The 13,698-nt window shown below is 58.7% G+C and carries 11 protein-coding genes; 5 read left to right on the plus strand and 6 right to left on the minus strand.

Annotated features, from left to right (window positions below; all coding sequences use genetic code 11):
• Positions 1 to 60: 60 nt before the first annotated feature.
• The 4 genes from ACR0MV_RS08895 to ACR0MV_RS08910 all read left to right on the plus strand — a co-directional run bounded on the left by ACR0MV_RS08895 (position 61) and on the right by ACR0MV_RS08910 (position 6,421).
• Positions 61 to 2,145: a YjbH domain-containing protein gene (locus ACR0MV_RS08895; RefSeq protein WP_480701369.1), complete on the plus strand. Its 2,085-nt coding sequence runs from the start codon at positions 61 to 63 to the stop codon at positions 2,143 to 2,145.
• Positions 2,142 to 2,783, plus strand: coding sequence for a YjbF family lipoprotein (locus ACR0MV_RS08900; RefSeq protein ID WP_170429855.1), 642 nt, complete (start codon positions 2,142 to 2,144; stop codon positions 2,781 to 2,783). Before ACR0MV_RS08895 ends, ACR0MV_RS08900 begins: the two co-directional genes overlap by 4 nt.
• Entirely contained in the window at positions 2,773 to 4,188 is a 1,416-nt protein-coding gene (locus ACR0MV_RS08905) for a polysaccharide biosynthesis/export family protein (RefSeq protein WP_480701371.1), read from the plus strand. The genes ACR0MV_RS08900 and ACR0MV_RS08905 overlap by 11 nt, the downstream gene beginning before the upstream one ends.
• 97 nt (positions 4,189 to 4,285) lie before the next feature.
• The gene (locus ACR0MV_RS08910; protein WP_480701860.1) at positions 4,286 to 6,421 is read left to right on the plus strand and encodes a polysaccharide biosynthesis tyrosine autokinase; all 2,136 of its coding nucleotides are present in this window, start codon (positions 4,286 to 4,288) and stop codon (positions 6,419 to 6,421) included.
• A 269-nt stretch (positions 6,422 to 6,690) separates the two neighbouring features.
• On the opposite strand, the gene ACR0MV_RS08915 is transcribed toward ACR0MV_RS08910, so the two are convergent.
• Positions 6,691 to 7,008, minus strand: a complete 318-nt coding sequence (locus ACR0MV_RS08915; RefSeq protein ID WP_170429792.1) for a hypothetical protein — start codon at positions 7,006 to 7,008, stop codon at positions 6,691 to 6,693.
• Between the two features lie 298 nt (positions 7,009 to 7,306).
• On the opposite strand from ACR0MV_RS08915, the gene ACR0MV_RS08920 reads away from it, so the two are divergent.
• Positions 7,307 to 8,467, plus strand: a complete 1,161-nt coding sequence (locus ACR0MV_RS08920; protein ID WP_480701861.1) for a nucleotide sugar dehydrogenase — start codon at positions 7,307 to 7,309, stop codon at positions 8,465 to 8,467.
• A 73-nt stretch (positions 8,468 to 8,540) separates the two neighbouring features.
• Here the strand turns inward: ACR0MV_RS08920 and ACR0MV_RS08925 are convergent, their stop codons facing one another.
• From ACR0MV_RS08925 to ACR0MV_RS08945, 5 genes are all read right to left on the minus strand, one after another.
• Entirely contained in the window at positions 8,541 to 8,810 is a 270-nt protein-coding gene (locus ACR0MV_RS08925; RefSeq protein ID WP_170429797.1) for a spike base protein, RCAP_Rcc01079 family, read from the minus strand.
• A gap of 161 nt (positions 8,811 to 8,971) precedes the next feature.
• The gene (locus ACR0MV_RS08930) at positions 8,972 to 10,420 is read right to left on the minus strand and encodes a mannose-1-phosphate guanylyltransferase/mannose-6-phosphate isomerase (protein ID WP_480701862.1); all 1,449 of its coding nucleotides are present in this window, start codon (positions 10,418 to 10,420) and stop codon (positions 8,972 to 8,974) included.
• A gap of 172 nt (positions 10,421 to 10,592) precedes the next feature.
• Positions 10,593 to 11,324 carry a metallophosphoesterase family protein gene (locus ACR0MV_RS08935; protein WP_480701863.1) on the minus strand — a complete coding sequence of 244 codons (732 nt, stop codon included), beginning with the start codon at positions 11,322 to 11,324 and terminating at the stop codon, positions 10,593 to 10,595.
• Positions 11,325 to 12,303: 979 nt separating this feature from the next.
• The gene (locus ACR0MV_RS08940) at positions 12,304 to 13,296 is read right to left on the minus strand and encodes a Hint domain-containing protein (RefSeq protein WP_480701864.1); all 993 of its coding nucleotides are present in this window, start codon (positions 13,294 to 13,296) and stop codon (positions 12,304 to 12,306) included.
• A gap of 132 nt (positions 13,297 to 13,428) precedes the next feature.
• The coding region (locus tag ACR0MV_RS08945) for a hypothetical protein (protein ID WP_480701865.1) at positions 13,429 to 13,698 on the minus strand (270 nt) is incomplete at its 5' end.

The following is a 13,698-nucleotide window of genomic DNA, read 5'->3' on the forward strand; positions in this document are numbered from 1 at the left end:
AGGAAAGCATCTAGGTGATCGCGGCAAAAATGCGGCGAAAGTGACGTGAAGATTCGAGCAGTGACACACCGGCGAACGGGCCTTTTGGCCCTGGTTTGCGCATTGGCGACGGGCCTTGCACAGGCGCAGTCTGTGTCGACCTACGGCACCCCCGGCCTGATCGAGATCCCGACCGCTGAGATGTTCGATGATGGCGAGCTGGTTTTCACCGCAGCGGGGCTGAGGAACACTGGTCGGGCGACGATGACCTTTCAGCTGCTGCCCTGGGTTCATGGCAGTTTCCGCTATTCCGTTCTGAACGACTTCCAGGGGCCCGGCGCTACGCTGTATGACCGCAGCTTTGATGTCCACTTCCGGTTGCGTGAAGAAAGCAGGAACGGCCCGGCCATCGTGATGGGCCTGCGCGACTTCGGCGGCACCGGTGTCTATGCGGCCGAGTATTTCGTGGCCACCAAGACCTTTCGCGACCGGTTCAAGCTGACCGGCGGCATCGGCTGGGGGCGCATGGCGGGTCGCGGGGCGTTCTCGAACCCGCTGGGCATCTTCGGCAGCCGGTTCGACACGCGACCGGCGTCAAACTCGAACGGTCAGGGCGGCGAGGTAGAGTTCGGCAACTGGTTCCGCGGCGACGCGGCCCTGTTTGGCGGGGCCAGTTGGCAGTATAATGACAGGCTGGCCTTCCTGGCCGAGTACTCGCCCGACCTGTACACACAGGAAAGCGACGGCGGCATTTTCAAGGTCAAGACTCCGATCAATGTCGGCGCGCAGTACCGGTTCAGGAACGGATCGCAGCTGACGGCGTCGCTTCTGTATGGCAACTCGCTGGGGCTGACCTACAGCTATTTCGTCGATCCGCGCAAAGCGGTGACGCCCGGCGGGCAGGGCTCTGCGCCGCCGCCCTTGCTGCCCCGGTCCCAGGTTGCCGCCGCAACGACCCCAGCCGACAGCGACGCAATCCGCACCCGGATGCAGTCGGCGCTGAACCAGGAGGGACTGCGGCTGGTCTACCTGTCCGAGACCGGCGACACGGTCCGCATCGGGGTCGAGAACAACCGCTATGGTCAGGCGGCGCAGGCCCTGGGTCGCACCGCGCGGGTGCTGGCCAATGAACAGCCGCCCCAGGCCGAGCATTTCGACATCGCGCTGATGTCGAACGGCGTGCCGCTGAGCGCGGTGCGCGTCAATCGTGACGACCTGTACGATCTGGAACACGACCCCGACAACACCTGGCGCAGCTTTGCCCGGGCCCAGATCTCGGACACGCTGCCGCTGGTGCAGGGCGGCGTTCTGACCGATGCCTTCCCGCATTTTTCCTACAGCTTCGGGCCCTACCTGAACTTTTCCTTCTTCGACCCCGACGACCCGCTGCGCTACGAGGTGGGTGTGGCGCTGGAGCTGGATTACACCGTCACGCCGGGCCTGACCTTTTCGACCGGGCTGCGCCAGCCGATCCTCAGCACATTGGACGACAGCACCCGGCCCTCGGATTCGACCCTGCCGCGGGTGCGCTCGGACTGGAACATCTATGCCCGCGAATCCAACCTGCGGATCGAACATATGACCGGCGAGTATATGTGGCGGCCGGGCGAGAACCTTTATGCCCGCACCACGCTGGGCTATCTCGAGACCATGTTCGGCGGGCTGTCGACCGAGCTGTTGTGGTATCCCACCAACAGCCGTCTGGCCCTTGGGGCCGAGGCCAACTATGTGGTCCAGCGTGACTTTGACGTGCTGTTCGGCCTTCAGGATTACAACGTCTTCACCGGGCATGTCTCGGCCTATTACGATCTGCCGGGCGACTATCACGCGCAGGTCGATGTCGGGCGTTATCTGGCGGGCGATTATGGCGCCACTTTCACCCTGGACCGCGAGTTCAACAACGGCTTCAAGGTGGGCGCGTTCTTTACCCTGACCAATGTCAGCTCGGAAGAGTTCGGCGAGGGCTCGTTCGACAAGGGCATCCGGCTGGAAATCCCCATCTCGTGGATGACCGGACGCCCGTCGCGCAACAAGATCGCGCAGACCATCCGCCCCGTCCTGCGTGATGGCGGCGCACGGCTGAACGTGCGCAACCGGCTGTATGGCGTCACCCGCGAGGCGCGCGCGCAGGATCTGTCGCGCAGCTGGGCGAGGTTCTGGCGATGAAGATTTTGCGCACCGCCCTGCTGGCCCTGGTCCTGGTCTCCTGCGGTGAGGCGCAGGACGATGTCGACCTGCTCAGGGGCACGCTGTTTCCCAACACGCCGCGGTTCAACCCGCGCGCCGAGGCGCTGGCTGCCCGCCGCCCGATCCCGCCCCGGCTTGAGGTCGGCTTTCCCAGCCGCGATCTGGCCGGCGTCATGCTGCTTGAGACCGAGCGCGCCGGGGTGCAGACCTGGCTGACCGCAGACGGGGCCACCATCACGCTGGAACGTGGCCTGCTGACCTCGGCCCTTGGCTTTGGCGATGGCATGATGGGCTCGGATGTCCGTCAGAGCGCGGCGCTGATCCTGGGCCCTGGCGCGGGCCGGGCCGAGCGGTTCCACAGCTTTCTCAACGGCGATGACGAGATCGAACTGCGCGCCTATGACTGCCAGATCACCTCGCTGGGCCCCGAGACCGTTCTGTTGCGCGGCACCCCTGTCGCCACGGAAAAACGGCAAGAGGACTGCTTCGGGGTGGCAGATCGCTTTACCAACGTTTACTGGGTGCGCCAAAGCACCGGACGCATCGTCCAGTCCTCGCAATGGACCGGTGAGTTCCTGGGGAATATGTTCATAAAGGATGTGCCCGATGACCGTTAAGACGTCGAACCATGAAGACCGCATCATACGCCGGATCCCGCTGTTTCTCGGGGCGCTGGCGCTGAGTGCCCTGGTCGCCGGATGCTCGACCATCTATCGCAGCTCATCGGTCACCGCCGGGGTGTCGGACGCCGGCAAGGTCCGCGTCGTGTCCGTGACCCCCGAGACCGTGCGGGTCGCCAACCGCTCGCCCTATGCACCCAAAACCCTGCCATCGGTCTTTGCGCAATCCGCCGGCTCGGGCTCGTCCACCAGCCTGCGCGGCACCGGCCCCCTGCCCGAGGCCCCCTCGACCCAGGACGGATCGCGCGCGCGCCTGCAGCTGGACCCGCCGCCGCAGGTCAATCCGGGGCCGTATACCATCGGCATCGGCGACGTGCTGGTGCTGTCGACCCCATCAACGCAAGGCACCGCCGGAGAGCTATCGGGCCTGCTGGCCGCGCAGAACAGCCGCAACGGCTATACCGTGCAGGATGACGGGTCGATCAACATCCCCGATGTCGGGCGCGTCCGCCTGGTCGGCCTGACCGTGGACGAGGCCGAGGCCATCCTGTTCCAGCGCCTGGTCGAGAACCAGATCGACCCCACCTTCAGCCTCGAGATCGCCGAGTTCAACTCGCGCCGCGTCTCGGTCGGCGGCGCCGTCGGCCAGCCCGGCGTGCAACCCATCACCCTGACCCAACTGACCCTGGGCGAGGCGCTGTCGGCCGCCGGATCCGTCTCGGTCAGCGATATCGACAACTCTTCGGTCCGCCTCTACCGCGACGGGCAGGTCTATCAGATCCCGCTGGAAGACCTCTATTCGCGCACCGAGTTGCAGAACCTCAACCTGATCGCCGATGACTCGGTCTTTGTCGACACCGACTATGACCTGGACCGCGCCGAGCGCTACTTTGCCCAGCAGATCGCCCTGCGCGAGACCGTGCTGGAAGGCCGCCAGACCGCCCTGCAGGAACTGAACACAGCCGTCTCCCTGCGCCGCGACGATCTGGATGAACGTCGCAACAACTTCGTCCAGTCGATCGAGCTGGACGCTGTCGACCGCGACTATGTCTACCTGTCCGGCGAAGTGCGCACCCAAGGCCGCTATGCCCTGCCGTTCAACCAGACCGCGACACTCGCCGACGCGCTGTTCGACACCGGCGGCGGCATCGCAAAGGAAACCGGCGACGCATCCGAAGTCTACGTCCTGCGCGCCTCAGACGACGCCCGCGAATTCGGCGCCGTCACCGCATGGCACCTCGATATCCGAAACGCCGCACAACTCACCCTCGCAGCCCAGTTCCAACTGCGCAGCAACGACATCATCTTCATCGCAGAAAACCCCGTCACAAAATGGGGCAGAACAATCTCGCAAATCACACCATCCCTCATAACAACACCAATCAACGCTGCCGTGAACTAAATGCCAAAAGGCTCCCCTTTCACTTTGAGGCGAGGGCCTATAGAAAGCGGCGTCGCATTCGCGTCACTATGGCCACTCACTAGGATTCAATTTTGGCATGAAGCAAACTCCGATTCATGACGCACAGTTCAAATCCAGCCGCACATCTGTAATCGATGACTCGGCAGAGGATGGTATCGATCTTGTGGCCGTGGTCCGAACCCTGTGGCGTGGAAAGTGGGTCATTGCGCTGACCACATCCGCCGCAATCCTTGTCGGGGCCTACTATGCGTTTGTGGCTGCCGTGCCACTGTATCATTCCACATCGGTGGTGATGCTTGAGACGGAACAGGCCAGCGTTGTGGACCTGCAAAGTGTTGTTGGCGGACTGGCGGGAGATTCGGAAACCGTAAACTCCGAGCTTGAGGTCCTACGGTCGCGTGGGTTGATGGGCAAAGTTGTGGACAGGCTTGATCTGACCTCGGACCCAGAATTCAACACGTCGCTGCAGGTGCCTTCATTCCTGGCGCAAGCCAATCAAGCTGTCAGGTCGGTTTTGTCGCCTGCCGCACAACCGGCACCCGTGCCTGACGATTTGGCTGCGCAGTTAACGCGTGACAGTGTGGTTTCCGCGCTACTGGAAAAAGTCACCGTTCGAAACGTGCGCCAGAGCCTGGTGTTTGAGGTCACTGCCGAAACAACACAAGCGCGCAAGTCAGCATTGATCGCGGACACCATCGTCGAGCTGTATACCCTCAACCAAATCGAAGTGAAGTTCGAGGCGACGGAACAGGCAACCACGTGGCTGACAGGGCGCGTGGCCGAGTTGCAGATCGATCTTGAGACGGCCGAAGCAAAGGTCAATGATTTCAATTCCACAACCGCTTTGGTTTCGCCAGAAGCCCTGCGACTTCAGGAAGTGCAGCTGAAAGATCTGCGCGAACGCCGCGTGTCGGCCGAAGCGAACCTTACCGCGGCCCAAGCAAAGGCAGACGCCCTGAGTGGTGCGGATGACCGCGCAGCCCAGGTCGAAGTCAGTCAGAACCCTGAACTGCAACGTCTGTACGCTCAAATTGACGGGTCCGGTGCGGGCGAAACCGCTTTTGACACCGCCTTTCAGCGTCTGGTGGCCCGCACAGTGCTGGAAGCACGCCGTGCAACTCAGCAGGTTCAGGCTCTGACGGTTTCGGCCGACGAGTTAGCACAACAGATTGCGACCCAGAGCTCAGATCTGATTACACTGCAACAGCTTGCGCGCGAAGCCGAAGCCGTGCGGTTGCTTTATGAGTACTTTCTGGCCCGCCTGAAAGAGACCTCGGCGCAGGAAGGCATCCAGAAAGCCGACAGCCGACAACTGTCGCGCGCGGTCATCCCCAACATGCCCGCATCGCCGCGCAAATCGCGGATTCTGGCTCTGTCTGCGGTTCTGGGTCTTATGCTGGGCGTGGGTATTGTCCTGCTGGCTGAGGCACGGCGCAAGGGCTATCGCTCGGCCCGCGATCTTGAGCGCAAGACAGGTCATAGTGTGCTCGGCCAAATCCCGACCTTCCCGGCGCGTGGTCGCCGTAAAGTTCTGGAGTATCTCGCATCGAAACCGTCTTCCGCCACTGCCGAAGCCGTGCGCAATCTGCGCACATCACTAATGCTGTCGAATGTGGACCGCCCACCGCAGGTTGTGGTGATGACATCATCCCTGCCTGGTGAAGGCAAAACCACGAACTCTCTGGCCCTAGCGCAGAACTTCGTCGGGATCGGAAAGAAGGTTCTGCTGGTCGAAGGCGATATCCGCAGGTTGACCATGACCGCGCAGCTGAAAGGCGCGCCCAAGAACGGCATCGTGTCCGTGCTGGCCGGCGACGCCACCCCGCAAGAAGCGATTTTCCAGGATCCGCTGCTGGGTTGTGACATTCTGGCTGGCGAAAAGACATCGGCCAACGCTGCTGACCTTTTTGCCTCGGACCGCTTCCGGGCATTTCTGGATGATATGCGCAAGCTCTATGACATCATCCTGATCGACACGCCGCCGACCCTGTTGGTCTCGGATGCGCGCCTTATCGCACGCAATGCAGATGCGGTGCTTCTGACCGTCAAGTGGAATGATACGTCGGAACAGGACGTCGTCGAGGCCATGCGTCTGTTCCAAACCGACAATCAGAGAATCACCGGGCTTATCCTCGGCCAGATCAACGCCAAATCCGCGAAACACTACGGGTACTCTTACGGAAAGTACGCCAGCAAGTACTATGTCGACTAGGTTGGCCGAGACATCTTCGACCTAAGGCTAAAACCAGCGTTGACCCGTTCGCAAAGACATAACCTGTATCCAGGTTTCTCCGGAGCACCGGCTTGACCACGCTGGGGTTGGTGATGGCAGGGTTAGGTTATCAAAGCTCGCGACAGGATTAGGCTGGGCACTGAAACACCCCGCAGCTTCCGATCGACCGAAAACCAACCTGGCAAAAAGAAAACAGCGCATCTGCAAGACGCGCTGTTTGTACTTCTGTCGGACAAAAAGCCTGAGCTTTAGTTTGTGCCGCTTGTGCTTGTTGTGTTGGTTGTCGATCCACCACCACCTGCAGCAGCAACACCGGCAACCGCCGCAGCAGCACCCAGCGCGGGAACGACCAGCGGAACAAATCCTGTTACGCCCGCAGCCGCAGCCGCGCCCGCTGCTGCGCCAGCACCACCAGCTGCGCCGCCACCAGCGGCACCACCAGCACCCGCGCCGCCGGCTCCGGCACCGCCGCCAGCACCACCCTGTGCAGCACCCGCAGCTCCGGCATCCTGCGCATATGCACCTGTCGCAGAAAGGGCCAGTGCAAGAAGAGTTGCTCTGATCATCTTGAAGCTCCTAAATCAAGTCTTGGCTGATCGTTATCACACCTGTTTCAACCTGAGAATGGCGTAATAACAAAAATTTACCAGGATATTTAGGATCCATGCACAGAAGTGCAGATAACTGAATGTCAGGACCGCTATGGCGCTGATCAGGGCAAAGAACGAGTTGACCGAGGGAAGACACGTCATCTTGGGGCTGCATTTCAAATTGATGCCTTTCGCAACGCGCATGAGCATTTACAATTTGCGCGCAATCAATCAGTTGAAAGCTGTTCTGGCTTGAATTTATGAGGGCGAAGTTATGAAGATTGCGGTTGTAGGGCTTGGGTATGTTGGGTTGTCCAATGCGGTCCTGTTGGCACAGAATCACGACGTGACGGCGATCGACATTTCTGAGGCTCGGGTGGAGATGGTCAATTCCGGCCAATGCCCAATCGTAGACGCCGAACTGGAAGACTTTCTTGCCAATCGCACTCTTTCTCTCAGGGCAACAACGGAACCGGCCTTCGAAGACGCCGAGTTTGTGATCGTCGCGACCCCGACAAATTACGACCCCAAAACCAACTACTTCGATACGTCCAGCGTTGAAGCCGTCGCCCGACAGGTGAATGCGGTAAACCCCGCCGCGACAGTCATCATCAAGTCGACAATCCCGGTCGGCTTTGTTCGGTCCCTGCGTGTCGAGCTCGGCAGCGATAACTTCATATTCTCGCCAGAGTTCCTGCGCGAAGGGCGGGCGTTGTATGACAACCTGCACCCCTCACGCATTATCGTTGGTGAGCGCTCGAACCGGGCGCGGGTGTTTGCCGAGCTATTGCTCGAAGGGGCCCTGACCGCAGATGTGGACATTCTGTTCACCGACCCGGACGAAGCCGAGGCGATTAAGCTGTTCTCGAACACCTACCTCGCCATGCGCGTAGCTTTCTTCAATGAACTCGACAGCTATGCGATGGCAGGTGGCATGAACACGCGGCAGATCATCGAAGGGGTCTCACTGGACCCGCGTATCGGCGACCACTACAACAACCCTTCTTTCGGCTATGGCGGCTATTGCTTGCCCAAGGACACCAAACAGCTGTTAGCCAACTATAACCACGTGCCGCAAAACCTGATCCGCGCCATCGTGGACGCCAACCGAACGCGCAAGGATTTCCTGGCCGATCAGATCCTGATGAAGGGTCCTCGGGTCGTCGGCATTCACCGGTTGGTCATGAAAGCGGGCAGCGACAATTTCAGACAATCGTCGATACAGGGCATCATGAAGCGGCTCAAGGCCAAAGGCGTCGAGGTGATTGTCTATGAACCTGCGCTTGAGGAAGATGAGTTCTTTCGCTCTCGCGTCATGCGCGATCTCGAGGCCTTCAAGTCTGAGGCCGATCTGATCGTCGCCAACCGGTTCAGCCCTGAACTCGAGGATGTCGCGGACAAAGTGTTCACCCGCGATCTGTTCGGCGCGGACTGACCGGGATCCGTATGAATGACCTGCCGCTCAGAGATGAGCGGCAGTATCCAGCCTTACGTTTGACGATAGGGCGTCACGCAAGAACCAGCGCATGAATACCGGTCGCGGTGGTTCCGGTGGCATGTACGCGTGCCGTGCCCACGGGCAGGATCGAAAAGTCCGTCACGATGACTGTTCGGGTTTCGCCCTGAACCGTCGTCAGAACCACCGAACCGCCTGTTTCGACGTACAGACCGATCGCCACGTCGGTCAGGTCCGCGCTGTCCGAGGCTACAACAGGAACAATGTCACGCGCCGGGCCGGACAGGCTTGAGGCACGGTCTAGAAAGGGATTTGTCGTCATGGAAGAAGTCTCGCTGTCTGTGTCAAACAGCGGCACGTTAGGTAGAACCGTTTAATGATCCGACAGCCCACCGCGCGTTGCATCGTACCGGCGGGCGTTTCCCATGACCCTCATGCCAGAAGGCTGCCGCACCCCTGAGACAAGAGCGCGGCAGATGATCGTCAGCCTTTGGCCCCTTGACCGCGCGCGTATTTGTCTTCGTAGCGAACGATGTCGTCTTCACCCAGATAGGTGCCGGTTTGAACCTCGATCAGGACCATGGGGACTTGGCCAGGGTTTTCCATCCGGTGGACAGCCCCAAGAGGGATGTAGACCGATTGGTTCTCTGTCACCAATTGCTCGGTATCGTCGATGGTTACGCGCGCTGTGCCCTCGACCACGATCCAGTGTTCCGAGCGGTGGAAATGGCTTTGCAAACTTAGCGACGCGCCGGGATGGACGTGAATGCGCTTCACCTGGAACCGGTCACCCACCACAAGACTTTCAAACCAGCCCCAGGGACGGTGATCTTTGGGGAATGCGGTCGCTTGTGGCGCGCCTTTTTCCTTAAGCGCGCTCACTGCCTTTTTAACGTCCTGAGCCCGCGATGTGTCGGCGACGAGAACAGCGTCGTTCATCGCCACGGCGATGATGTTATCCAACCCGATCCCCACGATTTCCAGCTGCTCGCTATCCGAGCGCAAAAGCGAGTTCTGGCAATCGATCGCCGTTGCGCTGCCGCTGGTCACCACGCCCTGGTCATCTGGCCCGCTTTCGCGCCATACGGCATCCCAGCCCCCCAGATCCGACCAGGCCGCATCGAATGGCACCACCGACAGGTTTGTGGCCTTCTCCATGACGGCATAGTCGATCGAGATATCGTCGGCCTGCGCCCAGCTTTCGGGGTTCAGACGGAGGAAGCCAAGATCCACCGCGGCCGTATCGACGGCCGCTTTGACCGGATCCATCAATTCAGGCGCGTGGGCCTGAAACGCCGCGATAATGTCTGCCGCACGGAACAGGAAAATCCCCGCGTTCCATTTGTAGTTCCCGGCGGCCAGCATTTCTGTGGCCCGGGCGAGGTCTGGCTTTTCAACGAATGTTTTCAAAGGCACCGGAGCTCCGTCGTTGCCGGGCACGGCAGCCAGTTCGAGATAGCCGTAAGCGGTCTCAGGATGCGTTGGGGTGATACCGAAAGTCACCAACTGGCCTTGCGCAACCGCATCCAATCCTCGGGCAACGGCGGCCTGGAACGCTGCCGCGTCCGGTACGACATGGTCGGACGGGGCAACCAGCAAAACTGTGCCCTCGTCCTTGCCAAAAGCATGCAGGGCCGCCGCAAGAACCGCGGGGGCCGTGTTTCGACCTTCGGGTTCAATCATGATGGTACCGGGATCAATTCCGATTGACTGTAGTTGTTCCGTTACGATGAACCGAAAATCTGAATTGGTCAGCACCATCGGCGCGTCAAATTTCAAACCGGCATTTTCGCCTGACAATCGACGTGCCGACGCCTGAAACAGCGTTTCATCCCCAACCAACGGAACAAACTGTTTGGGATAGCTTTTGCGCGACAACGGCCATAGGCGGGTGCCAGAGCCACCGCAAAGAAGGACTGGGCTGATCAACATAAATAGCTCAATTTTATTAACGCGGACCCTTCGGTCCTATTGAAACGACCCTATGGTGACAAGGCCGGGATTGGTCTGGTACGGAAAAAACGTGTTGTTCCTCGAGCACCGACACTGTTGCAGGTACCGACTGCATGCGCGTTTTGTTCAACAGAGTGTAATGGTACGAAGGCTATGGACGGGCCGTTATGAACTCAGGCTCGCCGCCGTTCAGACACACGGCACTTAATACTCCAGTTGCAAACGCGCCTGTGTCCACGGCAATTCGACCACGATGCGCTGTCGCACGATCAACAATCGTATGACCATATACAACCCAAACCCCATCCTGCCGATCAACGGAACGAAAATCAGGATGTCCCCACATCAGCGTCTTTTCGGATTGCTGATCCGCCGAGGTATTGGGGTTAGCCCCGGCATGTGTAACCAGAACATTCCCGGTGTGCTCGAAAGGCTTGAGCGCGTTGAGCCACTCAAGCAGCTCGTGTCCCATTTCCGCCAGCAGAGTGTCACGGCATTCGACAAGCTCGTCGCCGCTCATCTCAGCGCGCACTCCCTTTACAGCGAAGGATGCCAGGGTCTGCAAACCACCAAATCGCAACCAGCGTTGACCGTTCTGTTCCGGGTCGCTCAGAAAGGCCAGCATCATGTCTTCGTGGTTACCCTTCAGGCAAGTGAAATCCGATCGGCTTTGGATCAGGCGCAAGACATCAGCGCTCTGCTCACCGCGATCGATATAGTCCCCAACAAATATGACGTGGTGATCCTGAGGGATCTGGGGCAGGAGGTTCTCCAGCTGCCGCATGCAACCGTGCACGTCCCCGATGACACAGATCGGAGTATCCGGCTGCGGGTTGGAAAACACCGCCCGCCGTCCGAAACGTTGAAACAGCGATGACAGCACGATGAAGGGGTCTCCTGACTGGGTATTTGACCGGTAACTGCACTGTATCTAAGCGTAACCGTTCGGAAACCAAGGCCTATACCCTTTCCCGTTGATCCGAACAAGCCCTCGTCACGCCGTTTGGCATGATGGGATGCCCAAGCGAATAAGTTCAGTACCCTTGATCTTGTAAACCCCGTTTATCCGGTTACGGCCTTTGTCCATGAACCAGGTTCTGAGCGGTTCGGGATAGTATGAAGCCATGACCTCACTGAAATAGTCAAAATCCGCCGGTGCAAGCCGACGCCCGCTGCGGGATGGGCCGTGAAAGCCGAACGTCGTATCCGGATTGACGCAGGTTCCGGGGAGACCCAGAAACATTGTGCACGTTGAAAAGCAAACGCGCCCGCGTATTTCGACCTGAATTCCGTGGCGCTGAAGATTCTCGAGCTCAATCAACCTGTCGTGCAAATACCCGCCACGATCACTGCCAACGATCATGGGCCCCTGAGCTCTGGCAGGGGCAGGGGCCGCAAGCACAAATGTAAGAAACGTGGCGACTGCGGCCAGTTTTCGAGCGATGCCATACCAGGGCTCGACGACCGCCCGGGGCGATACCTTCCTTTGGGGGCATGCAATTATTCTTGCCAACATCCTTTGTCTCCGGTTCCAGTTGCGGACCGGATCAGAGCTATCGAGCAGGCAAGGGTTCGATTTGCGAGCGGCGTGTCGAAATTATGTTTCAAATCAATACTTTAATTATTTTTTTAGGAAATTTTGATCCCTGAGTGACCTGGTCCCTGAACACGATTGCCATCCGAAAACAGGCGGAGATGGCTTGCGCGACTGTTTTCCAGGCCTGCAAGTTTTTTCTCAGCACTCCGAGAACTGGACACGGTTTGTCTGGAGGAAGACACAGGTTCGACCCGATTGGCCGGGCAAATACGACGCCCTACCCCGCGCGATCAGGTTGGGCGGTGCTTAGTCAATCGGGCGTTGTTCAGCTGTACAGGGGTTTGTTGTTCGATTGATGGCGCTCGACCAGCTTCTGCATATGTTTCCCTTTTTTAGGGATAAAACGCACGGACAATGCTTCAAACTGTGGGTTGCAGCAGTCCGGAAACAGGTCTTCTATTTCTTGCTGAGCTTCTGCGGAAACCGACTTGAGGGCTTCGGGCCCGGTGTACAAACTTTCTGTCAAGGCACCGTTGGACCAAACAAGCTCATGATTATCGAACAGCAGGTGATAGTACCCCACACCATTCGGGGTATCCGTCACAATGTCGATACCATTCAATGACAGCAGTTTCTTTGCTGGGATCAATACGTCCTGATGATCAAACATCCGCTGAGCAACCGCGGACGAGACAAGAATGCGATGCTGCTGGGACACGATCAGATCCTGTTTGGGATGTCCTGCGCCCAGTGCATTCGCCGAAATACGGATCGGTCTCAAACGAGGTTCGGCCTCTAGCTCAGCATTGCTCAACCGGCATGAGCCAATCCATCGCAGAGGTTTCAAACCGTGATCATGCGTCATCACCTGATCTCCGACCTGCAGATCCTCGACCGGAACTGCTCCTGCATCCGTCTCGATCAAAGTACCGGCGCCGAAACATAATACATCCTCGAATTCACCGCTGGCGTTCGTCGGTCCGGTTTGGGACTGTGTCAGGAGGATCCTATTTGTCCCAGTGTCGTTCCAAGCGGCTGCGATGGCCGCAGAGTTCACTGTTAACCCACTAAACAACTCCAACGGCTCCAACGGACCGTTGTTTGTCTTGATACCATACAGCTCGATGGTCCCGTCCGGGTTCACAACTAAACGGACGACGGGAGCATCAGGATCGGTGTTTCCTAGCTGCCAAACAGCGGGCGTATCGACTTCGTACCGGTCACCATCAGCAAAGCGAACCGTTTGGCCAGATGTTCCCGGAATCTGGAATTGAAGCTCATTCGGTGCCCCACCCGGACCGCCAACAAACAGGTTCACACCGTTTATCTGAAGCGCAAAACTGTTGTCGAGAGAGGTGAAATCAATGACAAATCCACCTCCGGGTGACGTATCAAAGAACTCAGCGGTTTGTCCGCCTGAAACACTGAAATTCGCCATCTTATCCCTCGGTCATTCTTTGGGTCTTTGGCTATTTTTCAGCCACTTACACCATTTTCCAGCGGTGATATTACGTACTTCCACGCCTTTGGAAAGTTCGTTTTTCGTGCTGGTAAACGACATAGAATTGGGGTTTTTTTCGCGATTTCTTAGGTTTTTAGGGGGAATGGTTGCATCGCAAATCAAACCTGCGTTCCGAATGACGGAAGGATGATAGCGTCGCGCCAGCAATTGATTGATCTTGGGGATCAATTTTGGTCGATTGTGGTTTTTTGATTTTTG

The sequence above is a fragment of the Ruegeria sp. BC3 genome (assembly GCF_056539265.1).

Coding starts and splice junctions, on each gene's coding strand:
- ACR0MV_RS08900 (WP_170429855.1), top strand. CDS start 2,142: ATGAAGATTTTGCGCACCGCCCTGCTGGCCCTGGTCCTGGTCTCCTGC.
- ACR0MV_RS08905 (WP_480701371.1), top strand. CDS start 2,773: ATGACCGTTAAGACGTCGAACCATGAAGACCGCATCATACGCCGGATC.
- ACR0MV_RS08910 (WP_480701860.1), top strand. CDS start 4,286: ATGAAGCAAACTCCGATTCATGACGCACAGTTCAAATCCAGCCGCACA.
- ACR0MV_RS08915 (WP_170429792.1), bottom strand. CDS start 7,008: ATGATCAGAGCAACTCTTCTTGCACTGGCCCTTTCTGCGACAGGTGCA.
- ACR0MV_RS08920 (WP_480701861.1), top strand. CDS start 7,307: ATGAAGATTGCGGTTGTAGGGCTTGGGTATGTTGGGTTGTCCAATGCG.
- ACR0MV_RS08925 (WP_170429797.1), bottom strand. CDS start 8,810: ATGACGACAAATCCCTTTCTAGACCGTGCCTCAAGCCTGTCCGGCCCG.
- ACR0MV_RS08930 (WP_480701862.1), bottom strand. CDS start 10,420: ATGTTGATCAGCCCAGTCCTTCTTTGCGGTGGCTCTGGCACCCGCCTA.